Origin of the sequence: Micromonospora sp. CB01531 (assembly GCF_001905095.1) — a bacterium.
Taxonomy (GTDB): Bacteria; Actinomycetota; Actinomycetes; order Mycobacteriales; family Micromonosporaceae; genus Micromonospora.
Genome location: NZ_LWLS01000056.1, coordinates 147,110 through 172,306, shown reverse-complemented (window position 1 = coordinate 172,306; position 25,197 = coordinate 147,110). Strand labels below are relative to the sequence as shown.

21 protein-coding genes are annotated in these 25,197 nt (G+C 72.4%); 12 read left to right on the top strand and 9 right to left on the bottom strand.

Annotated elements, in window-relative coordinates; translation table 11 throughout:
• Positions 1-94: 94 nt before the first annotated feature.
• Positions 95-1,726 carry a glycoside hydrolase family 10 protein gene (locus A6A27_RS08955; RefSeq protein ID WP_073834069.1) on the top strand — a complete coding sequence of 544 codons (1,632 nt, stop codon included), beginning with the start codon at positions 95-97 and terminating at the stop codon, positions 1,724-1,726.
• A gap of 7 nt (positions 1,727-1,733) precedes the next feature.
• Here A6A27_RS08955 and A6A27_RS08950 read toward each other — a convergent pair whose 3' ends face one another.
• The 6 genes from A6A27_RS08950 to A6A27_RS08930 all read right to left on the bottom strand — a co-directional run bounded on the left by A6A27_RS08950 (position 1,734) and on the right by A6A27_RS08930 (position 8,136).
• Positions 1,734-2,882, bottom strand: a complete 1,149-nt coding sequence (locus A6A27_RS08950; RefSeq protein WP_241825169.1) for a hypothetical protein — start codon at positions 2,880-2,882, stop codon at positions 1,734-1,736.
• A complete protein-coding gene (locus A6A27_RS45800; protein WP_241825167.1) occupies positions 2,834-3,364 on the bottom strand; it encodes a hypothetical protein in 531 nt (176 codons plus the stop codon). The genes A6A27_RS08950 and A6A27_RS45800 overlap by 49 nt, the downstream gene beginning before the upstream one ends.
• 215 nt (positions 3,365-3,579) lie before the next feature.
• Positions 3,580-4,743: a glycoside hydrolase family 18 protein gene (locus A6A27_RS08945; RefSeq protein WP_241825179.1), complete on the bottom strand. Its 1,164-nt coding sequence runs from the start codon at positions 4,741-4,743 to the stop codon at positions 3,580-3,582.
• A 347-nt stretch (positions 4,744-5,090) separates the two neighbouring features.
• Positions 5,091-5,882, bottom strand: coding sequence for a DeoR/GlpR family DNA-binding transcription regulator (locus tag A6A27_RS08940; RefSeq protein ID WP_073834068.1), 792 nt, complete (start codon positions 5,880-5,882; stop codon positions 5,091-5,093).
• A 24-nt stretch (positions 5,883-5,906) separates the two neighbouring features.
• A complete protein-coding gene (gene pdxA, locus A6A27_RS08935; RefSeq protein WP_073834067.1) occupies positions 5,907-6,911 on the bottom strand; it encodes a 4-hydroxythreonine-4-phosphate dehydrogenase PdxA in 1,005 nt (334 codons plus the stop codon).
• 10 nt (positions 6,912-6,921) lie between these two features.
• Positions 6,922-8,136, bottom strand: a complete 1,215-nt coding sequence (locus tag A6A27_RS08930) for a four-carbon acid sugar kinase family protein (protein ID WP_073834066.1) — start codon at positions 8,134-8,136, stop codon at positions 6,922-6,924.
• A 227-nt stretch (positions 8,137-8,363) separates the two neighbouring features.
• Between A6A27_RS08930 and A6A27_RS08925 the strand changes: the two genes are divergently transcribed.
• From A6A27_RS08925 to A6A27_RS08875, 11 genes are all read left to right on the top strand, one after another.
• Positions 8,364-9,986 (top strand): ABC transporter substrate-binding protein, encoded by a 1,623-nt coding sequence (locus tag A6A27_RS08925; RefSeq protein WP_083672506.1) that lies wholly within the window; start codon positions 8,364-8,366, stop codon positions 9,984-9,986.
• An 8-nt stretch (positions 9,987-9,994) separates the two neighbouring features.
• The gene (locus A6A27_RS08920) at positions 9,995-10,927 is read left to right on the top strand and encodes an ABC transporter permease (protein WP_073834065.1); all 933 of its coding nucleotides are present in this window, start codon (positions 9,995-9,997) and stop codon (positions 10,925-10,927) included.
• Complete coding sequence (locus A6A27_RS08915) at positions 10,924-11,826, top strand: ABC transporter permease (RefSeq protein WP_073834064.1); 903 nt, start codon at positions 10,924-10,926, stop codon at positions 11,824-11,826. The genes A6A27_RS08920 and A6A27_RS08915 overlap by 4 nt, the downstream gene beginning before the upstream one ends.
• Positions 11,826-12,671, top strand: coding sequence for an ABC transporter ATP-binding protein (locus A6A27_RS08910; RefSeq protein ID WP_073834063.1), 846 nt, complete (start codon positions 11,826-11,828; stop codon positions 12,669-12,671). Before A6A27_RS08915 ends, A6A27_RS08910 begins: the two co-directional genes overlap by 1 nt.
• Positions 12,671-13,519: an ATP-binding cassette domain-containing protein gene (locus tag A6A27_RS08905; RefSeq protein WP_073834062.1), complete on the top strand. Its 849-nt coding sequence runs from the start codon at positions 12,671-12,673 to the stop codon at positions 13,517-13,519. The genes A6A27_RS08910 and A6A27_RS08905 overlap by 1 nt, the downstream gene beginning before the upstream one ends.
• The gene (locus A6A27_RS08900) at positions 13,516-14,493 is read left to right on the top strand and encodes an aldo/keto reductase (RefSeq protein WP_073834061.1); all 978 of its coding nucleotides are present in this window, start codon (positions 13,516-13,518) and stop codon (positions 14,491-14,493) included. Before A6A27_RS08905 ends, A6A27_RS08900 begins: the two co-directional genes overlap by 4 nt.
• A 20-nt stretch (positions 14,494-14,513) precedes the next feature.
• Entirely contained in the window at positions 14,514-15,311 is a 798-nt protein-coding gene (locus A6A27_RS08895; protein WP_073834060.1) for an HpcH/HpaI aldolase family protein, read from the top strand.
• Positions 15,308-16,516 carry a sialidase family protein gene (locus A6A27_RS08890; protein ID WP_073834059.1) on the top strand — a complete coding sequence of 403 codons (1,209 nt, stop codon included), beginning with the start codon at positions 15,308-15,310 and terminating at the stop codon, positions 16,514-16,516. The genes A6A27_RS08895 and A6A27_RS08890 overlap by 4 nt, the downstream gene beginning before the upstream one ends.
• Positions 16,517-16,675: 159 nt before the next feature.
• Positions 16,676-19,036, top strand: a complete 2,361-nt coding sequence (locus A6A27_RS08885) for an FUSC family protein (protein ID WP_073834058.1) — start codon at positions 16,676-16,678, stop codon at positions 19,034-19,036.
• 221 nt (positions 19,037-19,257) lie between these two features.
• A complete protein-coding gene (locus A6A27_RS44210; protein WP_158073974.1) occupies positions 19,258-20,331 on the top strand; it encodes a hypothetical protein in 1,074 nt (357 codons plus the stop codon).
• A gap of 137 nt (positions 20,332-20,468) precedes the next feature.
• The gene (locus A6A27_RS08875; protein WP_083672510.1) at positions 20,469-21,764 is read left to right on the top strand and encodes an MFS transporter; all 1,296 of its coding nucleotides are present in this window, start codon (positions 20,469-20,471) and stop codon (positions 21,762-21,764) included.
• A gap of 42 nt (positions 21,765-21,806) precedes the next feature.
• Here the strand turns inward: A6A27_RS08875 and A6A27_RS08870 are convergent, their stop codons facing one another.
• The 3 genes from A6A27_RS08870 to A6A27_RS08860 form a co-directional block, all read right to left on the bottom strand.
• Complete coding sequence (locus tag A6A27_RS08870) at positions 21,807-22,670, bottom strand: YybH family protein (protein WP_073834055.1); 864 nt, start codon at positions 22,668-22,670, stop codon at positions 21,807-21,809.
• Positions 22,671-22,746: 76 nt separating this feature from the next.
• Positions 22,747-23,763, bottom strand: a complete 1,017-nt coding sequence (locus A6A27_RS08865) for a sigma-70 family RNA polymerase sigma factor (RefSeq protein WP_073834054.1) — start codon at positions 23,761-23,763, stop codon at positions 22,747-22,749.
• A gap of 85 nt (positions 23,764-23,848) precedes the next feature.
• Positions 23,849-25,138, bottom strand: coding sequence for a D-alanyl-D-alanine carboxypeptidase family protein (locus A6A27_RS08860; RefSeq protein WP_158073973.1), 1,290 nt, complete (start codon positions 25,136-25,138; stop codon positions 23,849-23,851).
• Positions 25,139-25,197 lie beyond the last annotated feature (59 nt).

Genomic DNA, 25,197 nt, shown 5'->3' with positions numbered 1-25,197 from the left:
TCAAGTGACACCTATCGCCGGTCGCTCTTAGCTGGCTGTTAAGTAACGGCCGAACTGGTTTCATCCGGCGGGCCGCACCGGGCAGACTGGGCCGATGCCCGCCGCCGCTCCGCCCGCTCCCCGGTTCCGCCGCCGTCGTACCCAGACCCTCGTCGCGGTGGTCGTCTCGCTCGCCGTGGCGGTCGCGCTCGGCGCCTGGTCTCTGCATGGGCGGGTTGCCGGTGGCGGTGCACTGGAGCAGGGCGACGTCGCTGCGTCGGGCACCCCGATCTGCGCCGGCCGGCCGGCGCGGGCACCCCGCGAGTTGCGCGGCATGTGGATCACGACGGTCAATAACATCGACTGGCCGAGCCGGCCCGGACTGCCCGCCGAGAAGGTGCGGGCCGAGTTCCGAAGCTGGCTCGACCTGGCCGTGCGGCGCAACCACAACGCGGTGTTCGTGCACGTGCGGCCGAGCGGGGACGCGCTCTGGCCGTCCAGGTACGCGCCGTGGTCGCAGTGGCTGACCGGGAGCCGCGACGGCCGCGACCCGGGCTGGGACCCGATGGAGTTCATGGTCGCCGAGGCGCACGCCCGCAACCTGGAGTTCCACGCCTGGTTCAACCCGTACCGGGGTGGGCAGCCGGCCACGGTCGGCGGCCCCGGCCCGCGGCTGGACCAGCTCGCGCCGACCCATCCGCTGCGCCGACACCCCGATTGGGTGGTGACCTATCCCAGCGCTGACCGGCCCGGCAGCCGCCTCTACTTCAACCCGGGTGTGCCGGAGGCGCGCAAGTTCGTCGAGGACTCGATGCTGGAGGCGGTGCAGCGGTACGACGTCGACGGGGTGCACTTCGACGATTTCTTCTACCCGTACCCGGAGGCCGGGCAGGACTTTCCGGACGGCGCGGCGTTCGCCCGCTACGGCCGGGGGTTCGCGGACAAGGCCGACTGGCGGCGGGACAACGTGAACACGCTGGTCCGGGAGATGAGTGAGCGGATCAAGGCGATCAAGCCGTGGGTGAAGTTCGGCATCAGCCCGTTCGGTATCTGGCGTAACAAGCGCACCGACCCGGCCGGCTCGGCGACAGCCGGGTTGCAGAGCTACGACGACATCTATGCCGACACCCGACTGTGGGTACGGGAGCAGTGGCTGGACTACGTCGTGCCCCAGCTCTACTGGCACATTGGGTTCGGCAAGGCCGACTACGCCAAGCTGCTGCCCTGGTGGGCGGCGACGGTGCGGGGCACCCGGGTGCAGCTCTACATCGGCCAGGCCGACTACCGGGTGGGCGAGCGCGGCGCCTGGCGCGACCCGGCCGAGTTGGACCGCCAGCTCGCCCTCAACCAGCGGCACGGGGTGAACGGCAGCGTGCACTTCAGCGCCAAGCAGGTGCGCGCCGACAAACTTGGGGCGGTCAGCCGGTACAGCGAGGCGCACTACGTCGGCCCGGCGCTGGTGCCCACGATGGCGCAGCTACCGGCAGCGCCGCCCGCCGCGCCCGAGGTCACGGACGTACGCCGTGCGGACGGCGGGGTGGTGCTGACCTGGCGCGGAAAAGGCGCGGCGAGCTTCGCCGTCTACCGGGTGGACGCCGAGGTGGCCCGCCTCATCGGCTCTGCCCGTGGTGGCGGCTGGGTCGACCGCGCCGCCCCGGCCGGCCGCTCCCTGTCCTACTGCGTGTCGGGGCTGGATCGCAGCGGGAACGAGGGCCGGCTCAGCACGCCGGTGTCGGTCGCCGCGTAGTAGGGCATCAGGAGTGGCAGAACCGGGTCGGTGTGAACGGCCGGCCGGGTGGCGCGGTGGGCCGCCAGACCGGGTTCAGCTGGATCGCCAGGGCGGGGGCATGCCAGGCGTCCCCCAGTTGCTGGAGTGGGCCGAACTCGCGGCGGGGGTGGTTGACGTTCGCGCCGGCGAGGAAGCTGATCAGCACGTCGTCGGCGCCCTTCCGGCCGATGATTCCCGCGTGGAAGGTCGGCACCTCGACCACCGGAATCTGGAGCTTCTGGCCGGGTGGCGCCTCGGCGGCGCTCACCGTCGGCAGGAAGGCGACAACGCGTACGCCCGGGATCGGGCACAGGATCTGGTAGCGGTAGAAGGTCGCCCCGTCCAGCAGTGAGCGGACGAACGGCTCGTCGGGTGTGCTGCCGGCCCGGTTGCCGATGGTCGTCACCTTGAACATCACCCGCAGCAGCCATCCTGCGGCCAGCCCCCAGCCGGACTTGGCCTCCGGCGGGGGATAGTAGGTCCGCGCGGCGCGGACCAGCGGGCTGAACAACGCCAGCGCCCGCACCGGGGAGTCGGGCCGGTCCCGCAGGTAGGTGCGGGCCACCATCGCCCCCTCGCTCCGCGCGATCAGGGCGATCGACCGTCCGGTCCGCCGGTGAAGCATCTCGATCTGCGCGGCGAGCAGCTGCGAGCTGGACTCCAGCGACCGGTGGGTGGCGTCCGACCGGTACGGCCGCGGGCGGCCAGCTGAGTCCAGGCCGAGGTATGAGAACGGCTGCACGTTCGGATCCGCCGCGGGCCGGCCGTCGTACGCCGAGTCGTGCCCGTCGAGCAGGATCACCGCGTAGGGCACCTGCGGCGGCAGCCGCTGGTTGAGAATCGGTGCGGTGACGGTGTTGGCCTGGTTGCGGGGCTGGGAGAGCACCTGCGACGTCAGCGGGACGGCCAGCGCCAGCACCATGACGATCGGTGCGACCGGCACCCGTGCCCAACGTATCCGCTTCTGCAGGACGGCCGCGTGCACCGTCTGCCGCCAGAGCAGACCGTTGAGTGCGCCGGCGGCGATGGTGACAATGGGCGTCCACACCTCCGGAGTGCGCCACACCAGCCCGCCGAGCACGGTGATCACGACGAAGTCGAGTAGCGACCAGCCGACCAGTTCGATCGACGGCAAGCCGCGCCACCACCCTGGGCCACCGACATCCGCTGCAGGAAGGGGGCGAGCAGCAGCATCGGAATGAGGGCGGCGAACAGGAACCAGGACAGCGAGACCACCGACGCCGCGATCGCGTACGCGGCGAACGGCAGGACGAGGAACGCTCCGAACGCCGCTACCCCGACGTTGCGCAGCAGAAGCGCCCGGTACGGCGGCCGCGGCGCATGCGCCGGCCAGGCCAGGCTGACGATCGTCGCGGACAGCACTCCACGCAGCGCGATCAGAGCCAGCAGGCCGGAGCCGAACATGAGCCAGGAGTTGTGGTAGACCAGCAGCCAGCGCATGTCGTGGTAGGAGTCGTACGGCCAGACCGCCGTGCTCTGGGGCGCCAGTCCCTCGGCCGGGATGAACCCGACCAGCACCAGCACGAAGACCTCAGCCAGCGGGACCGCCGCGGCGGTCCCGAGCAGCGCCAACAGCCGCCGGTGCATTGGTGGCACGAGGTCCTCCTCCGATACGTGCGGCTCTGCACCGACTCTCCCGTGTTTGCCGGTTGCATAGGGCTGAACGATCGGATCGGTCCTCCGTCGCCCCGGCCGGCTGTTGCCGGTGCTTCCGAACGCCGCCGGCCCGTCGCCGGCCGAGAAATTCGGTCGGTGATGGGCCGGTGGGGATCGCTGGGTGCCGCAGGAGCGTCCCGGGGGGTGAGGTACGGCTACGGGATCGCCAGCCCGAGGCTGATCGTCCTGGTCAACGTGGCGTTGTCGTCGTCGCCGTCCAGCGACCAGACCATTGCTCCGGCCAGGCCGGCCCGGCGGATGTACCGCGTCTTCTGCAGCACGACCGCCGGATCGTCGTACGTCCAGAACGTCGTGCCGTCGAACAACCAGGCGTGCCCGGCGCGAACATCGCGATGAATGGTGAAGCCGTCGCCGGCCAGAGCCTTGAGCCGCCGGTAGTCCTCGTAGCCGGCCTCGAAGGTGGCCGGCGCGGGCCCGGCCGCGGGCTGGAACAGGCCGTTCCCGCCGCCGGTCACGCCGGTCCAGCCCCGGCCGTAGTACGGGATGCCGAGGACCAGCTTGTCACGTGGTGCACCGCGAGCGACCCAACCGTCGATCGCCACCTCGGCGGAGAAGTCGGGGCTGTCCGGTGCTCCCGCCGGCACCCGCAGCGCCGACTGCTGGTTGGTCACCGCGTCCCAGGCGCCGTGGAAGTCGTATCCCTGCACGGTGGCGAAGTCCAGATACTGGAAGATCTTGCGGCCCTCGTATCCGGCGTCCATGGCCGCCGGGTTGGCCGGCAGGAAGGCGGTCAGCTCGTAGTGCTTGCGGGTCTGCCGGCCGTACGCGTCCAGTTGCCGGCGGAACTCGCCGAGCAGCTTGGTGAAGTTCTGCCGGTCCTCCGGGCGGACCACGTTGCCCGGCTCACCCGGCCAGTTCGGCCACTCCCAGTCCAGGTCGATGCCGTCGAAGACGCCGGCGGCCGCGGCCGGGCCGCCACTGCCACCGTCCAGGACCGGGAGGTTCCCCTTGAGGTAGAGGTCGATGCAGGAGGCGACGAACGCCTGGCGGGAGGCGTCGGTGCGGGCGGCGTTCGAGAAGTACGTCGACCAGCTCCAGCCACCCAGCGAGATCATCACCTTCAGGTCGCGGTGCTTGGCCTTGAGCTTGGCCAGTTGGCCGAGGTTGCCGTTGAGCGGTTCGCCCCAGGCGTCGGCGACGCCGTCGACGCTCTCCTCCGCCGGGACGGGGCGCTGGTAGTCGGCCCAGGCGTCGCCCTCGCCCGGCCCACCGTCCACGTAGCAGCGCCCGTCTTCGCTCACGTTGCCGAAGGCGTAGTTGACGTGGGTGAGGCGGCTCGCCGCTCCGGAGGTGTCCAGCTTCTTGACCGGGAAGGCCCGGCCGTAGATCCCCCACTGGGTGAAGTAGCCGACGCGGAGGTGGCCGGCCCCGGCGGTTCGGGTTGCCGGGCGCGGCGGCGGTCGCCGGGGTGGCGGTGACCAGCACGGTCGCCAGGGCGACGAGGGCGGTGAGGCGGCGGTGACGGAACGATCGCATGGGCACTCCCACGAGGGATGAGGCCAAATTAGTTAAGAGACCTTTCTGATTGACGAAGCTAAGGCGGCCACGGTCGGCGGTCAAGGGCCGACATGCGGGCAGTCGGCCGAGGCCGCAGCCGAACCGAACTCTGGTCGGACGCGCGGAGAGCTTGACCGGCTCTGCGGCCTCACGCGGCGCCGGTCGAGGCCGGCTCGACGATGACCACCTGGATGCCCTTGTCGCGGAACTTGGCCACCTCGTCGTGCGGCGCGGAGTCGTCTGTCACGAGGGTCCATCGGGGTGGCATGACCGCCCACGCGTGGAAGGGCGCCTGGCCCAGTTTGGCCCCGTGCACCAGGACGTAGACATGATCGGCGCGGCTCATCATGAGCTCCTTCAGCCGCGTCTGTTCGAGGTCCTTCTCGTTGATGCCCCGGTCGGCCCGTACGCCGTCGGCGCCCATGAAGGCGCGGTCGAACGACATCCGCTCCAGCGCCGACTCGGTGACCGGTCCGACGAAGCTCTGGCTCAGCGTCCGTAGCCGGCCCCCGAGGAGGACGACCTCGAGATGCTCCGCCTCGGCCAGGACCTCCAGGGCGGTCAGGCCGATGGTGGACACGGACAGGTTGGTGAACCCGGTGAGGATCTGGGCCAGGGCGGCCGTCGTCGACCCGGCGTCGAGCAGGACGCTCTCGCCGGGGACGATCTGCTCGGCCGCCCAGGCCGCGATCGCCCGTTTGGCGGCGTACGCCTCGCCGAGGCGCTGACGTAGCGAGGCCTCCGGGTGCGGCTCCAGGCTGAGGGCGCCGCCGTAGGTGCGGGCGAGTTTGCCCTGGGTGGTGAGCAGCGCGAGATCGCGCCGGATCGTGGAGGGGGTCACGCCCAGCTTGGCGGAGAGTTCCTCCACACTGGCCAGTCCGTTGGAGGCGGCCATCTGCACGATCTGGTCGCGTCGTTGCGACGATCTCTGCCTGCTCATGTCATGCGCACCTTATCCGAGGAGTCAACCGGCGACCGGCTGCGGCGCCATCTCGACGGCGAGCCGCAACGCCTCGATCATGGATCGGTGGTCGGCGATCCCCTTGCCGGCGATGTCGAACGCGGTGCCGTGGTCCACCGAGGTGCGGATGACGGGCAGGCCGACGGTGATGTTTACGCCCGCCTCCAGGCCCAGCACCTTCACCGGGCCGTGGCCCTGGTCGTGGTACATCGCCACCACTAGGTCGTGGTCACCGCGTCCGGCGAGGAAGAAGAGCGTGTCCGCGGGCAGCGGGCCCTGCACGTCGATGCCGTCGCTCCGGCAGGTCTGGACGGCGGGGACGATCTTCGACTCCTCCTCGCCCCGGCCGAACAGGCCGTTCTCGCCGGCGTGCGGGTTGATGCCGCAGACCCCGATCCGGGGTGCGGGCACACCCGCGTCCACCATGGCCTGGTGGCCACGCCGGATGGTCCGCTCCACCAGCCCCGGCTCGATGCGCTCCACGGCGTCGATGAGGCCGATGTGGGTGGTCACGTGGATGACCTTCACCTTCGGCGTCGACAGCATCATCGACACCTCGGCGGTCCCGGTGAGCTGGGCGAGCAGTTCGGTGTGGCCGGGGAAGACGTGCCCGCCCGCGTGCAGCGCCTCCTTGTTCAGCGGGGCCGTGCAGATGGCCTGCACGTCACCCGCCATCGCCAGCTTGCTGGCCACCCGCACGTAGTGGTACGCGGCGTCGCCGGCCACCGGCGACATCCGGCCGAACGGCAGGTCGGCCGGCAGCAGTCCCAGGTCGATGACGTTGATCCGGCCGGGGGTGAACTCGGCGTCGGTTACTCCGGTCACGGGGACGATCTCCGGCTCGAGCCCGACGATGCCGGCGGCCTGCCGCAGGCGGGCCGCGTCGCCGATGACGACGCACCGGGCTGTCGCCGAGACCTGGGGGTCGAGCAGCGCCCGCACGATGATCTCGGGGCCGATTCCGGCGCCGTCGCCCATGGTGACGGCGATGTAGGGACTGCTGGCCATCTCGGCTCCTTCAGGTCACGTGCTCGGACAGCACGATGCGGACGAGGTCGGTGAGGGAGGTGGGGCCGCCGAAGCTGCCCGGGCGGGTCACCACGACGCGCCCCGTGTCGGTACGCGAGAGCACAGCGCCTTCCCGCTCGGCAACGGGTCGCAGGCGCGCGACGCCGAGCCGGTCGAGGACCGCGCGGGCGGTCTCGCCGCCGGTGAGCACGAGGGCGCGTCCATCCATGGTCGACGGCGCCACGGCGTCGGCGAGGGCGGATGCCAGGCGCGTCGCGAGGTGGGGGCGGATCCCGGCGCGGCCGTCGATGGTGACCGCTGCGCAGCGGGCGCCGTCCAGGCGGGCGGCCACCTGGTGGGCCGCGGCGGCCGGGTCGCTCAACAGGGCCTCGGGGTCGAGGCGCAGCACGACGTCGGCCCGGGGGGCGAGCGCGGCGAGCTGAGTTCGAATGGTGGGGGCGGCGGTCCCGGCGACGACCAGCACCGCGCCGGCCGCCGGCAGCGCGTCGGTGGGGTCAGCGGCGTGGTCGGGATCCGGTGCCATGCCGCGGGCTGCCGCGGCGGCGAGCCCGGCGGAGCCGACCAGCAGCGGCCGTTCGGTGGCCAGGCGCGCCGCGGCGCAGACGGTGTCGAGGTCGGCGTCGGTCGCGGCGTCGCAGACCGGTACGAGCCCGGCCGCGATCGCCGTCGCCAGGGAGCGGGCCAGGTTCTGGGGGCCGCCGCGTACGACGGTGAGGGGCACCGTGCGGGTCGGCAGGGGCGCGAGCGCCGCGGCGAGGTCGCGCGGGGCAGGTCGTTCTTCGGCGTGCCAGAGGCCGGTTTCGTGCAGCGGGACGCCGCGGACGTGCAGCACGCCGTCGACCACGATCCGCCCGGCGGCGGGAAGTGCGGTGGCGACGACGGGGGTGGCACCGAGGGCGGCGTGCATGGCCGCCACCTCGGCGGCGAGGTTGCCGCGGAGCAGGGAGTCCACCTTTTTCAGGACGGTTCCGCCCCGCTGCCCGGTGAGCAGTGACTTGATCCGGTCGGTTGCGCCGGTCGGGTGCAGGGCCCGGGTGGCGGTGTCGACCGCTACGACGCGCGGCGGGGTGGCGGTGTCCGCTGGCCCGCGTGGTGGAGGTTCGTGGCCGAGGAGCACCGAGATGCGCGTTGTGCGCAACAGGAAGGTGGCGGCGGCTTCGGCGGCTCCACTCAGGTCATCGGCCACGACAGTCAGCTCCGGCATCCCCTCACCTCCTCTTGATTGCGCCTGCGAACTGCTCTTTCGATCCAGAGTCGCGGCATCCCGCGCGAGGGCTCGGCCGGGGGCCGGCCCTCCGGCTCGGAGGCATTCAGCGACGCGAAAGACGCTAGCGCCATTGCGCAGAACGCGCAACTGTGCCATCGTGGCTCCACCACCAGTGGCGTCCGTCACAACGGACATATGTTGCCAACCACCACAAGGAGGAATTCATGTCCGACAAGGTCGGGATGAGCGGCGCCACCGGCGCCGGCCCCGGTCGGGGGATCTCCCGCCGGGCGCTCCTGCAGTTCGCCGGCCTCGTGGGCGCGGGCACCGTCGTCGGCTCGGCGCTGAGCGCCTGCGCGGGGCCGCAGGGCGCCGGCGGCGCCACCGGGTCCGGGGGCGGCGGCAAGCTCAGCATCGTGCTCAACCGCAACCTGGTGAGCCTCGACAACAAGCTCAACCAGTACGACGCCGCGGTCACCGTCCAGCGCGCCGTCCGGCAGGCCCTGACCCGGATCGGTCAGAACCTCAAGCCTGAGCTGGTGCTGGCACAGTCGTTCGAGCTCACCGCACCCACCACGTGGACCGTCAAGCTCCGCGACGACATCCACTACTCGGACAAGTCGCCGGTCACCGTCGAGGACGTCGAGACCGCGCTCAAGTACTACTTCCAGGTGAAGGCGAGCTTCGTCGCCGCCCAGTTCCCCGAGCAGCCCGTGTTTGCGAAGATCGACGACCGCACCTTCACGCTCACCACCAGCAAGCCGCTGGTGACGCTCGACTCCCTGATGTCGAACATCCTCATCACGCCGGCCAAGGCCAACAAGCCGGAGGAACTGCGCGAGGGCATCGGCACCGGCCCCTTCAAGGTCGCCTCCGCCGACTCCGGCACCGGCACCTACCGCCTCGTCCGCAACGAGAACTACTGGGGCGAGAAGGCCCTCCTCGACGAGGTGAACATCTCCTACCAGGAGGAGGAGGGCGGGCGGGTCATCGCGATCACCTCCGGCCAAGCCGACGTCATCGACACCATCACCCCCGAGTCGGCAGCGGCGCTGAAGAAGAACAACGACATCGAGCTCATCCAGGAGCCGGGCACCCGCCTGATCCACCTCTTCTACAACTTCCGCAAGCCGGCCGGTCACCCGCTGACCAACCCCAAGGTCCGGGAGGCGCTCAGCTACGCCGTCGACCACGACTCGCTGATCTCCAGCCTGATGAACGGGGTGGTCAGCTCCGCCGAAGGCGTGGTACCCAAGACCCTCGCCGGTTTCGTCCGCACCGGCCAGTACGCCTTCGACCCGGCAAAGGCCAAGCAGATGCTGGCCGCCGAAGGCGTGTCGAAGCTCGACCTCACCTTCATCTGGGAGGAGTCCGAGTTCGCCGGCGCCGCCCGGGTGATGGAGGCGCTGGTCAGCATGCTCGGCGACGTCGGTGTGACGGTGAAGCTGAAGGAGATCCCCAAGGGCGGTGAGATCAACGCGTGGCGCCGCGGTGAGGCCGGCGACTGGGACGTCCTCGGCAACGGCTACGGCAACCAGACCGGCCTGGCCATCACCAACCTGCAGGGCCAGTACGGCGGCACCGCCGAGAAGGAGAAGACCCGCGACAGCTACCACGGCTTCGTCTTCCCGGAGATCAGCGGCCTGATCGACCAGGCCGGCTCGGAGCCCGACGCCGCCAAGCGGGACGCACTGCTCAAGCAGGCCCAGGAGAAGATCTGGGCGCTCTCGCCGGCCATGTGGGCCTGGACCCCGGACAACGTCCTGGCCAAGCGCAAGCGGGTCACCAGCCTCGAGCTTTCCCCCGCCAACTCCTACGACCTGTCCAAGGTCCGGGTGTCAGGCTGAGCAGCACCATGCCCCGCTACCTCCTCAAGCGCCTCCTCCAGACGGTGCTCACCGCGTGGTTCACCGTCACCGTCGTCTTCGTCCTACTGCGCATGGCGCCCGGCGACCCGGCGGTGAACTACGCGCCACCCAACCCGTCCAGCGAGCAACTGGCGGCGGTACGGCACGAGTTCGGGCTCGACCAGCCCGTCCTCGGGCAGTACCTGACCTACCTGCAGCACCTGCTGCGCGGGGACATCGGCGAGTCGTTCCAGTTCCGCCAGTCCGCGTTGCAGGTGGTGCTGGACCGCCTGCCGTACACCATCACGCTCGCCGTCGCGGCCATCGCCGTGACCGCCCTGCTGGCCATCCCGCTCGGGGTGTGGATGGCCCGCCGGGGCAACACCGCCGGGGAACTCGGCGCCAACATCGCGACCATCGCCGGGCAGTCGATGCCGGACTTCTGGATCGGCTTCGTGCTGCTGATCGTCTTCGCGGTGAACCTGCAGTGGTTCCCGCCGTCCGGGTTCACCTCGATGAGCTCGATCGTGCTGCCCTGCCTGACCATCGTCATCCTGCAGGTGGCCCTCGTCTCGCGGCTCGTCCGGCGCGAGATGGTGACCAACCTCAACGCCCCGTACGTCACCATCGCCCGGTCCCGCGGCGTCTCCGAGCGCCGCCTGACCTGGCGGTACGCCTTCGCCAACTCGTCCATCCCCGTGGTCACGGCGCTGGGCACCCGCTTCGCCGCCATGCTCAACGGAGTGGTGATCGTCGAGGTCGTCTTCAAGTGGCCCGGGGTCGGCGAGCTGGTGGTGGACGCCCTGGAACGGCGGGACTTCCCGCTGATCCAGGCGACGGTGCTGGTGACGGTGGTGCTCGCCCTGCTGGTCCAACTCCTGGTGGACATGCTCTACCCCCTCATGGATCCCCGCGTCCGGCTTCAGGAGGCCCGCCGATGAGCGATCTCGCCGTCTCTCCCACCCGTACCGCCGTGCCGCCCAAGGTGCTGCGCCGGTCGGCGGCGGCGCGCAAGGCCCGCTACAGCACGATCAAGATGTGGGTGGGCGCGCTGTGCACGGGGGTTGTCGTGGTCCCGGTGGCCCTCGCCCGCGTCCTGCCGCTGCCCGACCCGGTGCACGGCGTGCTCCGGGAGACCTCGCTGCCGCCGCTGAGCCCCGGGCACCTGCTCGGCACCGACCCCAACGGCCGCGACCTGCTCTCGCGCATCCTGCACGGCGGGCAGACCTCGCTGCTCATCGGGCTGCTGGCGATCCTGCTGTCCGGGCTGATCGGCATCGTGGCCGGCGCCGCCGCCGGCTACTTCGGCGGGTGGGTGGACACCGTCATCTCGCGCCTGCTCGAGGCGCAGATGTCCCTGCCGCTGCTGCTGATGCTGCTGCTCGTCGTGGCGCTGTTCGGCCCGTCGATCCTCGTCATCACCCTGGTGATCGCCATCGCCCAGTGGCCCGAACCGGCCCGGCTGACCCGGGCGCTCGTGCTGGTCGAACGGGAGAAACCGTACGTGGCCGCCGCCCGGGTCCTCGGGCTCGGCCGGCTGCGCATCATCGCCCGGCACATCATCCCGAACATCCTGTCCCAGACCCTGGTCGTGGTGCTCCTGCTGCTCGCCCAGGCGGTGCTGCTGGAGAGCGCGCTGAGCTTCCTCGGCGCCGGCGTGCAGCGCCCCTACCCGACCTGGGGCGGCATCATCTCCGACGGCCGGGAACTCTTCGTCACCGGCGCGTGGTGGCTGGTCACCATCCCCGGCGTCGCGATCGCCCTGCTCGTGCTCGGCGTCAACCTGCTCGGGGACGGACTGCGCGACCGGGTGCGGCGCGCGAAGGCGGTGACCTCCTGATGGCCGTGCTCACTGTGCGGGACCTGACCGTCGACCTGATGACGGGGCTCGGCGCGCTGCGCGCGGTCGACGGGGTCAGCTTCAGCATCGATCCCGGCGAGACGGTGACGATCATCGGCGAGTCCGGCTCCGGCAAGTCGACCACGGCGATGGCCCTGCTCCGGCTGCTGCCGGACGACCTCGCCGTGATCGGCGGCCACGCGGAGATCGCCGGGCGGGACGTGATCGGCAGCCGGCGGCATGTCGCCGCCCTGCGCGGCCGGACGGTGGCGCTGATCCCGCAGGACCCGATGACGGCGCTCAACCCGATCGCCACCATCGGCCGGCAGATGACCGAGGCGATCCGGCTGTCGCACCGCGGCGTCTCGAAGGCGCAGGCCCGCGAGCGGGTCCTCGACCTGCTGCGCGCGGTCCACCTCAGCCAGCCAGAGCGGCGGCTGAAGTCCTACCCGCACCAGCTCTCCGGCGGGATGCTCCAGCGGGTCCTGATCGCCATGGCGCTGTCGGCCGAGGCCGACCTCATCGTCGCCGACGAGCCCACCTCGGCGCTGGACGTGACGGTGCAGGCCGGCATCCTGGACCTGCTGCTGGAGATCCAGGAACGCACCGGCGCGGCGATGCTGCTCATCACCCACGACCTCGGCGTCGCCCGGCTGATGAGCGACCGGGTGCACGTGATGCAGTCCGGCCGGTTCGTGGAGAGCGGCGCCGTGGAGGACGTGATCGACCGGCCCCAGCACCCGTACACCAGGAAGCTGCTGGCGGCGCTGCCGAAGCTCGGGTCGTGGGACGACCCGGGAACGCCGGCCGTGCCGCGGCCGCAGGTGATGAAGGAAGGCGTGTGATGAACCAGCCCCTGCTCGACGTCCGCGGGCTCGTGGTGGAGTACGGCCACGGCCCGGGGCTGCATCGCGCGGTCGACGACGTCTCGTTCCGGATTCCCCGCGGCGGCTCGCTGGCGGTGGTGGGCGAGTCCGGCTCGGGCAAGTCGACCATCGCCCGTGCCCTGGTTCGGCTGGTCAAGCCGGCCGCCGGGTCGATCACCTTCGACGGCGTCGACCTGGCCGGCCTCACCGAGCGGCAGCTGCGACCGCTGCGGCACCGTATCCAGATGGTCTTCCAGGACCCGTACGGTTCGCTCGACCCGCACCTGGACGCTCAGCAGATCGTGGCGGAGCCGATCGCCGTCCGTGGCGAGCGGTCGCGCAGCGTCCGGGAGCGGCGGGCGGCCGAGCTGCTGGACCGGGTCGGCCTGCCGCGCTCGGCGCTGCACCGCAGGCCGCACGAGTTCTCCGGCGGCCAACGCCAGCGCATCGGCATCGCCCGGGCGCTGGCGTCCGAGCCCGACCTGCTGGTCTGCGACGAGGCGACCAGCGCCCTCGACGTCTCCGTGCAGGCGCAGGTCCTCGACATTCTCGGCACGCTGCGGCGGGAGCAGGGCCTGACATTCCTGTTTATCTCGCACAACCTGGGAGTGGTGCGGGCGGTGAGCGACGAGGTGCTGGTGCTGCGTACCGGCCGGGTCGTCGAACAGGGCCCGACGGAGGAGGTCCTGCAGCGGCCCCGGGACGAGTACACCCGGCGGCTGCGCCGCAGCGTCCTGGAGCCGGCGCTGATCACCGGCCGCAAACCCCGCGAGATGGTCCGGCAGGTCGCGGCGGCCCGGGCGGCGGAGAGCGCGGTGGCGTCATGAGGCACACCCCGCTGACCGGGCTGCGCCGCCCGCTGCCCGAACTCGTGCTGGGCACCATGACCTTCGGCGACACCGCCGACCTGGACACCGCCCGGGTCATGGTCGACGTGGCCCTGGACCACGGCCTGACCTCCTTCGACACCGCCAACGGCTACGCCGGCGGGCGCAGCGAGCAGATGCTCGGCGAGATCCTGCGGGGCCGCTGGGACCAGGTCACCGTGGCCACCAAGGCCGGCATCTACCCGGGGGACGCCGGCGGCCACCCGCTGCTGTCCCGCAAGGGCGTCCGGGCCTCCCTCGAGGCCAGCCTGCGCCGGCTCGGCACCGACCGGGTCGACCTGTTCTACCTGCACCAGCCGGACCGGTCGGTGCCGCTGGAGGAGACCGCCGAGGCGCTCGCCGACCTGGTCCGCGACGGACTGGTCGGGGCGATCGGGGTGTCGAACTACGCGGCGTGGCAGATCAGCGACGTCGCGGCGGCGTGCGCGGCCGCCGGCGCGCCGCGGCCCGTCGTGGCGCAGCAGCTGTACAACCTGGTGGCCCGCCGCATCGAGGACGAGTACGTCGAGTACGCGCGGACCCACGAACTGGCCACGGTCGTCTACAACCCGCTCGGCGGTGGCCTGCTGACCGGCCGGCACTCGTTCGACACGGCGCCGGTCGAGGGCCGGTTCGGCAGCTCCGCGCTGTCGGGCATGTACTGCGACCGGTACTGGAACCGGCCGATCTTCGAGGCGGTGGAGGGGCTGTCGCGCATCGCCGACGGCGCCGGGATACCGCTGCCCGAGCTGTCGCTGCGCTGGCTGCTGTCCCGGGAGGTGGTGACCTCGGTCCTGCTCGGCGGGTCCAAGCCGCAGCAGCTGCGCGACAACATCCAGGCAGCGGCCCGCGGGCCGCTGCCGCGCGACGTGCTCGACGCCTGCGACGAGGTCGGCCGCGTCCTCGCCGGCCCGATGCCCGCCTACAACCGCTGACCCACCCAGGAAGGACCATCGTGACCACCGAGCAACCGCCAGCCGCCCGGCCCACCGCCCGCGCCTTCACCGACCGGCTCCGCCGCCGCGAGCGCGCGCTGGGCTACTGGGTGATCATGGACTCGCCGGTGTCCACCGAGCGTATCGCCCGGCTGGGCTACGACTACGTCTGCATCGACGCCCAGCACGGACTGGTCGAGTACGGCGGGATCCTGCGCGGCCTGACCGCGATCGACGCCGGTGGCGGCTCGGTGGGGATGGTGCGGGTCGGGGCGAACGACCCGTTCCACATCGGCCAGGCCCTCGACGCCGGCGCCGCCGGGGTGATCGTGCCGCTGGTCAGCTCGGCGGACGACGCGGCGCGCGCGGTGGCCGCGGCGACGTACCCGCCGCACGGCGTCCGGTCGTACGGGCCGATGCGCTCGGCGCTGCGGGTGGGCCCGGTGCCGGCGGAGGCCGACGCGTCGGTCGCCTGTCTGGCCATGATCGAGACCCCGGAGGGGTTGGACAACGTCGAGAAGATCTGCGCGGTGCCGGGTCTCACCGGCGTCTACGTCGGCCCCTCGGACCTGTGCCTGGCGGTCGGCGGCGCGTACCCGGGCGACCCGGCGGTGGCGGAGGTGTTCGAGGCGGCGCTGCGGCGGATCAGCCGGGCCGCCGCCGAGGCGGGCGTGGCGGCGGGGATCCACACCCCGGCCGGTGCGGACGCCGCCCGCCGACTGGCTGAGGGCTTCACGTTCGCGACGGTCTCCTCGGACCTCGTACACCTGGAACGCGCGGCGGCCGACCACCTGAAGGCCGCCGGCGGTGCGGGATGAGCAGCCCCGCCGCGCCGGCCACCGACGGGCTGGTGCGGGCCCGGCCGGACGGCCTCGGCGAGGCGTACCTGCCCACCCGGACGGTGCAGTCCCACGCGGCCAACCTGGCGGTGCTGCCCGACGGCGACCTGGGCTGTGTGTGGTTCGGCGGTACGCAGGAGGGAGTGGCCGACATCAGTGTCTGGTTCTCCCGCCTGCCGGCCGGCACCGACCGGTGGCGCGATCCGGTGCGGCTCAGCGACGACGCCACCCGCTCCGAGCAGAATCCGGTGCTGTTCGCCGCGCCCACCGGCGAGCTGTGGCTGCTGCACACCGCGCAGCACGCCGGGGACCAGGACACCGCGGTGGTCCGGGTTCGCGTGTCCGTCGACTCGGGCCGCACCTGGGGGCCGGTGCGGGACCTGCTGTCGTCCCCGCACGGCGGCGTCTTCGTGCGGCAGCCCCCGGTCGTCCTACCGTCGGGGCGGTGGCTGCTACCAACGTTCGCCTGCCCGAGGGCGGCCGGTCGGGCGTGGAGCGGGGAGCACGACACGAGCAGCGTCTGGTTCTCCGACGACGGCGGTGCCAGCTGGCAGGAGGCGCCGGTGCCGGCGTCGACCGGGCGGGTCCACATGAACATCGTGCCGCGCCCCGGCGGGCGCCTGACCGCCTACTTCCGCAGCCGTTGGGCCGATCACGTGTACCGCAGCGGCTCGCCGGACGGGATCACCTGGCAGCCGCCGCACCCCGTCGGGTTGCCGAACAACAACTCCTCGATCCAGGCGGTCGCGCTGCCCGGCGGCCTGACCGCCCTGGCGTTCAACGACAGCAGTCGCCGCGACGCGGTGGCCCGCCGGGCCTCGCTGTACGACGAGATCGACGGAGCGGGCATCGTCGAGGATGCCGTCCCGCAGGTGCGGGCGGTCGAGGACGGTGACGGTGACCGGACCGCCTTCTGGGGCGCACCCCGGGCACCGCTGGTCCTCGCCGTCTCCGCCGACGACGGCTCGACCTGGCCGCGGCGCTGGCTGCTGGCCGACGGTGACGGGTACGCCCTGTCGAACAACTCCCGCGACGGGATCAACCGGGAGCTGAGCTACCCGTCGCTGGTGGTGGACAGCGCGGGGGACCTGCACGTCGCGTTCACCCACCACCGGCGGGCGATCCGTTACCTGCGCGTCCCCGCCCGGATGTTCCGGACTGAAGCGGTCGGGGAGCGCGACTAGGCGGAAGTCGACGCCTGGCCAGCTCCCGGCCGGACCGGCCGGTTTCGTGCCTGTTTCACCGCCGGTGCCGGCATCGGCGGACCCCTTCGAGTCGGTTCGGGTGCGTATCTTTGCCGCGGCCCGGGGTGTAGTGGGTTCGCTGCTGCCTACTGATGCCTCATGGGGGAGCCCGACGGGGTGAACGGCGCCGACGGTCGGCCGGACAGCCGGAGTTCCGGTGGCGGAGCCGGCGGGCCGGCGGCACCCGGCGGGATCGCGTGGAAGCGCCTGCACCGGGCGGTGACGTCGCTGGCTGATCCCGAGCGGAGCGCGCCGAGGTCCGGGGTGCGCGCCGCGATCGTGCTGCCGGGTCTGTTCGCGGTCGGACAGTACGTGGTGCGCAACCAGTCGTTCGCCACGTTCACCATCTTCGGCGGCTTCGCTCTGCTGATCATGAGTGACTTCGGTGGCACCCGCCGGGAACGGACCCGCTCCTACCTGCTCGCCACCGCGGCGGGAGCGGTCCTGGTGGCGCTCGGCACGGTGGTGTCCCGCTCGGCGGTCGCCATCCCGGCCGTGATGTTCCTGCTGGCATTCGTCACCACCTTCCTCGCCGCGGTGGTCGGCGGCCACGTCAGCACGGCCCGGCTGGGCCTGCTGCTCTCCTTCGTCCTGGCCGTCACGCTGCCCCCCGCCGCGGGGCAGCTTCCGATGCGGTTGGCCGGATGGCTGTTCGACGGCCTCGCCGCGACCCTCGCCGGCCTGCTGCTGCCCCGCGCCGGGCCGGTGGCGCTGACCCGTGCCGCCGGCGCGGCCTGCCGCGCGGCAGCCGACCTGATCGATGCGATGGCCCGCACTCCGGACGATCCGGGTCTGAGCCGGCTCCGGCAGGCGGCGGCGGAGGCGGTCGACACGGCTCGCCGCCGGTACGCCGCCACGGCGAGCCGGTCGATCGGCTCGCGGCATCGACTGCGCGGGTACGCCGAACTCATCGGCGATCTGCAGTTGATCGTGGGGGTCGCCGGTCATCCGCTGTACCGGCCCGAACGCCTCGCCCGGCGGGGCACCGGAATTGAGGGTGAGTTGGTGGCGGCGATGTCGGACGTCCTGCGCGCCAGCGCCGCCACGCTGGCAGGCCGGGCGGGCGGGCCGGACGTCCGCGCGGTCGACGAGCGGCGGTGGGCGCACCGGCGCGCACTGGAGCGGTGGGTGCGGCGGTCGCTGGGCCCGTCGGCAGCCGGTGAGCAGGTCCTCGACGCGTTGAACGTCGACCACACGCTGCGCGTGCTGGCATACCTGGCGACAGCGGTGGCGGCCAACGCGACGGCGGCGGCGGGCCGCGACACCGGTGCCCGGAGCAGTGGACGAGGCCGGGAGGTCCTGGGCGACCAGCAGGTCCGCCATCGGCGGCTGCGGTGGCTGGCGTCCTCCGCGGCGCCGGGCTCGACCGCGCTGCGGGACAGCCTCCGGGCCGCGGTCGGCCTGGCGGTGTCGGTGTGGCTCGCCGTCCGGCTGGGCCTGCCGCACGCGTTCTGGGTGGTGCTGGGCACGTTGCAGGTGCTGCGGACCAACGCCCTGGGAACCGCCCGCTCGGTGCTTCGGGCCATCGCCGGCAACGTGGTGGGCGTCGCCGCCGGTTCGGCCGTGGTCATCGCGACCGCCGGGCACCCGGCGTGGCTGTGGGCGGTGCTGCCGGCCGCGGTGTTCCTGTCCGCGTACACCTCCGGCTCCCAGCGGTTCCTGCTCAGCCAGGCCGCGTTCACGGTCGACCTGATGATTATTTTCAACCTGCTCGCCCCGGTGGGATGGCGCTTGGGCCTGATCCGGCTGGAGGACGTCGCCGTCGGGGTCGCCGTCAGCGTCGCGCTCAGCCTGCTGCTGTGGCCGCACGGAACGCGCCGGCAGTTCATCCGGAGTGTCGCCGCGTACCAACGGGCCGCGATCGGGCGGCTCCGACACGCCTTCGACCGGGTGCTGGCCGGCGGCGCCGAACGGCTGCCCGCTCCGGCCCCGCCGGCGGGCGCTCGGACCCGGGCCGAGCTGGCGCTCGGCGCCTACCTGGCCGAGCGGTCGGCCGGACCGCTCGACTCCTCGACGGCTGTGGTCCTGCTGTCCGGGGCCAACTACCTGGCCATGGCGGCCAACCTGCTGGAGAACGCGGTCACCGAGTTCGGCTACCGGGCCGAGGATTGCCGGGACGCGGTCGAGCCCCGTGCGAACGGCGCAGCAGGCACTGCTGAGCGGGCTGGGGTGGCTGGCCGACCGGTTGGTCGACACGGGGGCCGGATCATCCTGGCCGGCCCTGCCGGATCTGGACGGGCCGGTGCGTACCTGCCTGCAACGGTGGCGCGACGACGAGGCGGCAGCCGGGTCCGCGATGGCGCTGGTGGTCGCGACCGAATGGATCCGCAGCATCCACCAGGTCGGCGACGACCTGGCCGAGCCCGTCGCCCGTGCGGTCGCGGTGGCGCGCCGGCCCTGGTGGCGCTGACCGGCGCAGCGTCGACCGGCCGCACGAGCTGCCGCCCGCTGCCGCCGTAGCGACGGCGGATCGCGGGCGTGCGGAAGCAGGGCGCTCGCCGGCAACGGCCGGATCGGCTACGCTCGCCGCTCGACACGCCCGGTCGTGACATGTTCATCCGCAGGTCACCGGCCTGTCGCCGGCTCGGTCTCCGATGCGGGGACAGTGGCCGTCCGACGCCCGGCCTCCGGACACCGGCGTCGCCACCCCCATCCCGCACGCACGCCGAAGGCAGGCCGCCGTGTCCGAGCCCGTCACCGACCCCGTCGCCGGTCCGCTGGCCGAGATCGTCGCCGACGTCCTGCCCGCCGACGTGCCCGAGGCCGTCATCGGCGACGTCATCGCCGAACTGCTGCCCGCCGAGGGCCCGCAGGTGCTCGCCGACGATCCGGTGGAGGCCGCCGCCGCCATCACCGAGCTGGTCGAGGCCGCGACCCGGCAGGTGTTCGCCCCCGACCCGCTCGCCGATCCGGTCGCGGCCCTCACCACGCCCGCGCCGGAGCCGGCCGATCCGGCCACGTCGGCCGCCGCCCGCGCCGGCGTCGACATCCGCCCGGTCGACACGCACGTCGACGTCGCCGCCGCCGTCAGCGTCCTCGACGGGGTCTTCGCCCCGGGCGCCGGACACCACTTCTATCCACCCAGCCTGCTGCGCAACCTGCTCGCCGCCGGCGCTCCGATGCTGCTGGCCTGGGACAACGAGATGCCCGTCGGCGTGGTGCTCGCGTTGCCGGGGTGGACCGCCAGCGGCCAGCCGCTGGTGCAGTCCGGCCCGATGGCGGTGTTGCCCACCGCCCGCGGCCGCGGCGTGTCGGTCGCGCTGAAGCTCGCCCAGCGGGCCTGGGCGATCGACCGGGGCGTCACCGAGATCCGCTGGACGTTCGACGCCATGGCCGCGGTCAACGCCAACCTCAACCTGCGCCGGCTCGGCGCGACCGTGGAGGCGTTCCTGCCCGGCTACGAGGGTCTCCGCGACGCCGACAGCCACACCCCACTGCCCTACGACCGGTTGCTCGTCGCCTGGCACCTCACCGGCACGCCCGCCGTACCCGCCGAGGGCGCCGGCACACTGGTGTGGGCGGTCGCCGCCGCCCGGGACGGGCTGCCGGTGCTCGACCCGACCTGGGCCGCCGCTCCCGCCGCGCTGGTCACGGTGCCGGCCGACATCTCCGCGCTGCGCCGGGACGACCCGGCCGCGGCCAGCGCCTGGCAGCACGCCGTCGGCGCTGTGCTGCAGGAGGCGCTCGCGGCCGGCTGGCAGGCCGGCTGGGATCCCCGCGGCGCCTACCGGCTCACCCCGCCGCCCACCCACTGACCACCCGACCGGGACGAGGATCACGACGGTTGCGGGACACGGCACCACGCCCCGGCGTGGTTGAGTGGACCGGTGCCGAGTCCGTCACCTGTGACCCCAAACCTGCCGTCCGGGCGGCTGTCCAGGACGAGACCCTGATGTTCGCTCCGCTGCGGTTCGCCGCGTTCCGTTACTTGGCGACCGGCCGCCTGGTGAACATGCTGGGCAACGGGGTCGCTCCCATCGCGCTGGCCTTCGCCGTGCTCGACCTGACCGGCTCGGTGCGCGACCTGGGCCTGGTGGTTGGCGCACGGTCGCTGCTGAACGTGCTGTTCGTGCTCTTCGGCGGGGTGGTGGCCGACCGGATTCCGCGCCGGGTGGTGCTGGTCGGCTCCAATCTGCTCGGCGCGTCGACCCAGGCGGCGGTGGCCGCTCTGGTGCTCTCCGGTACGGCGACGATCCCGCTGTTGCTGGCGCTCAGCGCGGCCAACGGCGTCGTGAGCGCGCTGGCCCAGCCGGCCTCGGCCGCCGCGACGCCGCAGACCGTGCCGCCGGACATGATCCAGCCGGCCAACGCGATCATCCGGCTCGGCATGAACGCGGGCATGATCGGGGGCGCCGCGCTCGGCGGGCTCCTGGTGGCGGCCGTCGGCCCCGGCTGGGGCCTCGCCATCGACGCGCTCACCTTCGCCATCGCGGCCGTCGCCTTCACCGGAGTCCGGGTCGCCGCCCCGAGGGCACGGACCAGTGGCACGAGCATCATCGCCGACCTCCGTGAGGGGTGGACCGAGTTCACCGCGCGGACCTGGGTCTGGGTGGTGGTGCTCGGCTTCATGATCCTCAATGCGGCCCTCGCCGGCGGCGTGAACGTGCTGGGCCCGGCCGTCGCCGATGCGACGATCGGCCGCAGCGCCTGGGGGGTGGTGCTGGCCGCGGAGACCGCCGGAATGGTCGTCGGCGGGCTGGTCGCCCTGCGGATCCGGGTACGCCGGCTGCTGCTGCTCGGGGTGGCCTGCATGTTCGCCGAGTCGTTCCTGCTGTTGGCGCTGGCCCTGGCGCCGACCGTCTCCGTGCTGCTGGCCGCCGGCGTGGCCGTCGGCATCGCCGTGGAACAGTTCGCGGTCGCCTGGGACACCTCGATCGCGCAGCACATCCCCGCCGAACGGCTGGCCCGCGTCTACTCGTACGACATGTTGGGCTCCTTCGTCGCCATCCCACTCGGCCAGGTGGCGGTCGGACCGGTCGCCGCGGTGATCGGCCCCCGCGACACGCTGCTGATCCTCGCGGCGTTGGTGGTGCTCGCCGTACTCGGCATGTTGGCCAGCCGGGACGTCCGTCGGCTGCCGGCGGCGGCCCCCGCCCGGGCCGCCGACGCAGCGCCGGCCGAGCACGTCCCCCTCGGGCCGGGAGACGGCCCTGTCACGGCACCTGCCGGACCGGCCGTCCCCACCTGATCCACATCCGCCGGGAGCAACGATCGGTGCGGGAAACGAGGACTACGGATGTAGGTCGGTCCGCGCCTGGCCGGTGGACGGATCGTAGGGGTACGACAGGTGCTGGTGGATCATCAACCAGGCGCCCTCTCGCCGTTCGAAGATTCGGGTTCCGCGCGACCAACTGTCGGCGGTCTGGCCGTCGGCCGGCGTCACCCGGACCTGGTTGAGACCCCAGGCGACCGCCAGATCGCCGTTGACCAGGATCTTCAGGTCGGGCACCTGCCAGGTGACGCTGCCGTCGCCAGCGGCGTCGAGGCCGGCCTTGCAGACCTCGCGCACCGCCGATAGGCCGACGTGCTGCAGGGGATGGTCGTGTTCGTAGGAGATGACGTCGTCGGCGATGCCCGCCATCAGGCCGTCGAGGTCCTTCGCGGCGGTGCGGTCGAACCACCGCTGGTGCAGCCGGCGCAGGTCCTGTTCCGCGGCGGCGTCGTCGCGCCGATCGGGGTCGACGCCCGCGGGGACCAAGTCGGTGAGTGGGAAGGAGTGGTGCTCGTGGGTGACGACCCACCGGCCGTCCTGCTTGCGGAGGCCGAGCGTCAGCCGGAGCCGGTTGTCGGGATCGTGGACGAACTCGTCCGGAGTGCCGCAGCGCAGCAGCGCGTACGCGAAGGCAACCTCGTCGCCGGCGGTGATGTCCAGCGACTCGATCTCGAACGAGGCGCCCTGGGCCTGCCACCGGAAGAACGGCGGCCAGGTTTCCCGGTAGGCGTCCAGGCCGCGGACGCCCTGCTGCGGTGGCGGCACGTCGAACATCACGATGTCCTTGACGTGGTCGGCAAGGACGGCGCTGAGGTCACCGCGGTGGACCGCGTCGGCCCAGCGCTCGATCAGGGTGCGGATCTGTTCCTCGTCGGTAGGCATGCTCCGTGGGGCCCTCTCGGTTGGCGTGTCCGTCAGGACTACAACCCGGGCCGGCCCGGAAACTCATCGCGCGCCGTCAGAGTTTCTCCGCCAGCTGTGCTGGCAGGCCGAAGGTGGGGAAGTGGGCGTCCAGGAACGAGACCACCTCGGCCACCCGGCCACCACGCAGCGTGAGCAGATCCAGGCCGGCCGGGACGTAGGCGAGGCGCTCGTCGTCCCATCGGTAGGTGCCGAACGCGAGCTGCCCGTTGGCCCGCACCGGCCGGAAGCGCCAGCGATGCTGGAGCACCGCCTCGACCAGGAATCCGCGGATGGCGTCCCGGCCCTCGTACCAGGTGCTCAGCGGTGGCATCGAGTATCGTGCGTCCTCGGTCAGCATCGCCACGATGGCGTCGACGTCGCCGGCCTCCCACGCGGTCAGGTACCGCTTGACCACGTCCCGCTGCGTCGCGTCGCCCATCGCGTCCAGGGTCTGTCGCTGACTGGTCTGCGGTAGCAGGTCGGCGAGCACCTTCCGGGCTCGCTGCAGGGCGCTGTTGACCGCGGCGACCGTGGTGTCCAGCAGCTCGGCCGCCTCGGCGGCGGAGTAACCGAGCACCTCGCGGAGCAGCAGGACGGCGCGCTGCCGGGGCGACAGGTGCTGCAGGGCGGCGACGAACGCCAGCTCGACGCTCTCCCGCGCGAGCACGCGGTCCTCCGGGCTCAGCCGTCCGGTCCAGCCCATCAGCTGATCCGGGTACGGTTCCAGCCACGCGCGTTCCGCCAGCGGCGCGCCTTCGGAGCTCAGATCCGCGGGCAGCTCCCGCCGCCCCCTGCGCTCGACGAGTGTCAACGACCGGTTCGTCGCGATCTTGTACAGCCATGGCCGGATCGACCCGTGGTGCTCGAACCGCTGCAAGCCGCGCCAAGCCCGGTCCAGCGCGTCCTGGACGGCATCCTCCGCGTCATGAACCGACCCGAGCATCCGGTAACAGTGCGCCCGCAACTCGTCGCGCAACGGTCCGACCAGCCGACCGAAGGCATCCCCGTCACCGGCACGCGCCGCGGTGAGCAACTCCGTCACCGACGGCTCTCCGCCCTGCTCGGTCCGCACGTGCCAGCTCCCTCCTGACGCGCCACCGCCACCCACGCTAGTGCGGTATGTCCGGCCACCGGTGCGCCCGGTACCGGGCACGGGCTCAGCGGTGCTGTCGGATCCGATCCCAGGTGCTCGGCGGCTCCAGCCCTGCTCCGGTGCGCAGCGGGGTGGTGACCGGGGCACCTGCGCCGGCGACCGCGGTGATCCGGCCGTGTTCGGTCTCGGCCGGCAGCCGTGCCGGCACGGCCGGGATCTCGACGTCCAGCCGTACGCGCATGCCGGGCCAGCCCACCACGGTCAGATCCTGGGCGGCGGTGAGCGCCGTGCCGCCGTCGAGCGGGCCACGGACGGTGGCGACCTGATCGCCGGCCCGGATGACAGGGTGCACCGCGATCGCCGTGGCGGCGGTGCGGACCAGCGGTCGGGTCGCCCGGAACACCCGGTCCAGTTGCTCGGGGGTGTGGGCGCCGGGCTGCCCGAGGACGGCACCCACGATGGTGAAGCTCCGGCCGCCCACCTTGACGACGGCGGCGAAGACCAGGCAGCCGCCGGCCTGGTCGGTGGAGCCGGTCTTGATCCCCACGACGCCGTCCTTGCCGACGAGCGAGTTGTAGTTGCGTACGGTGCCGGCGACCGGCAGGGTGGCCGTCTTCTGCGCCACGATCTCCGCGAACGCCGGCAGTTCCATCGCCTTGCGCGCCAGGATCACCTGGTCGACGGCGGTGCTGACGGTGCCCGGGTCGTACCCCGACGGGTCGGTGTAGTGGGTGCCGGTCATGCCGAGCGCCGCGGCGGTGTCGTTCATCTTGGCGACGAATGCCTGGATGCTGCCGGCGTCCCACGCGGCGAGAATCCGCGCCATGTTGTTCGCCGAGGGAAGCAACAGCGCCTGCAGCGCCTGGCGTTCGGTGAAGACCGCGCCCGCGACGACCGGCACCAGGGACTCCCCGCGCGCCTGCTCCTTCGGGTACGCGGCGGCCTGCTGCGCAGTGACGGTGAGCTTCGGGCCATGCTCGCCCCGGTCGAGGGGGTGTTCGGTCAGGATGACGTAGGCCGTCATCACCTTGGTCACGCTCGCGATCGGCACCGGCTTGCGCCCGCCCGACGTGCCCAGTGAGCCGACCCCCTCGACCGAGAGGGCGGCCTGCCCGGTCTTCGGCCATGGCACCTTCGGTGCCTTGCCGGCGATGGTGGTCGACGCGGGCAGGGTCCGGGTGATCGTCGGGGCGGGCAGTGGGCGGCGCAGCGGCGAGACCGCGACCAGCGCGGTGGCGGCAAGGAGCAGGGCCAGCAGGCCGCTGATCAGCAACCGGTGACTGCGTCGGCGACCCTGGTTCGCCGGTTGGGGCGGGACCGCCTTGATCACCTGGGTCGTCGCGGAGTCGAGCATCTGGTTATGTCCCCCCGGGTGGCAGGCCGGCATGTTCCACGGCGCGCTGATGTCGGTGT

Excerpts from the sequence above, each read along its gene's own strand:
- A6A27_RS08930 (WP_073834066.1), bottom strand. The coding sequence starts at position 8,136 with ATGCCGGAGCTGACTGTCGTGGCCGATGACCTGAGTGGAGCCGCCGAA.
- A6A27_RS08955 (WP_073834069.1), top strand. The coding sequence starts at position 95 with ATGCCCGCCGCCGCTCCGCCCGCTCCCCGGTTCCGCCGCCGTCGTACC.
- A6A27_RS08940 (WP_073834068.1), bottom strand. The coding sequence starts at position 5,882 with ATGAGCAGGCAGAGATCGTCGCAACGACGCGACCAGATCGTGCAGATG.
- A6A27_RS08890 (WP_073834059.1), top strand. The coding sequence starts at position 15,308 with ATGAGCAGCCCCGCCGCGCCGGCCACCGACGGGCTGGTGCGGGCCCGG.
- pdxA (WP_073834067.1), bottom strand. The coding sequence starts at position 6,911 with ATGGCCAGCAGTCCCTACATCGCCGTCACCATGGGCGACGGCGCCGGA.
- A6A27_RS08910 (WP_073834063.1), top strand. The coding sequence starts at position 11,826 with ATGGCCGTGCTCACTGTGCGGGACCTGACCGTCGACCTGATGACGGGG.
- A6A27_RS08860 (WP_158073973.1), bottom strand. The coding sequence starts at position 25,138 with ATGCTCGACTCCGCGACGACCCAGGTGATCAAGGCGGTCCCGCCCCAA.
- A6A27_RS08870 (WP_073834055.1), bottom strand. The coding sequence starts at position 22,670 with ATGCCTACCGACGAGGAACAGATCCGCACCCTGATCGAGCGCTGGGCC.
- A6A27_RS08915 (WP_073834064.1), top strand. The coding sequence starts at position 10,924 with ATGAGCGATCTCGCCGTCTCTCCCACCCGTACCGCCGTGCCGCCCAAG.
- A6A27_RS08885 (WP_073834058.1), top strand. The coding sequence starts at position 16,676 with ATGGGGGAGCCCGACGGGGTGAACGGCGCCGACGGTCGGCCGGACAGC.
- A6A27_RS08900 (WP_073834061.1), top strand. The coding sequence starts at position 13,516 with ATGAGGCACACCCCGCTGACCGGGCTGCGCCGCCCGCTGCCCGAACTC.
- A6A27_RS08875 (WP_083672510.1), top strand. The coding sequence starts at position 20,469 with ATGTTCGCTCCGCTGCGGTTCGCCGCGTTCCGTTACTTGGCGACCGGC.
- A6A27_RS08905 (WP_073834062.1), top strand. The coding sequence starts at position 12,671 with ATGAACCAGCCCCTGCTCGACGTCCGCGGGCTCGTGGTGGAGTACGGC.
- A6A27_RS08925 (WP_083672506.1), top strand. The coding sequence starts at position 8,364 with ATGTCCGACAAGGTCGGGATGAGCGGCGCCACCGGCGCCGGCCCCGGT.
- A6A27_RS08920 (WP_073834065.1), top strand. The coding sequence starts at position 9,995 with ATGCCCCGCTACCTCCTCAAGCGCCTCCTCCAGACGGTGCTCACCGCG.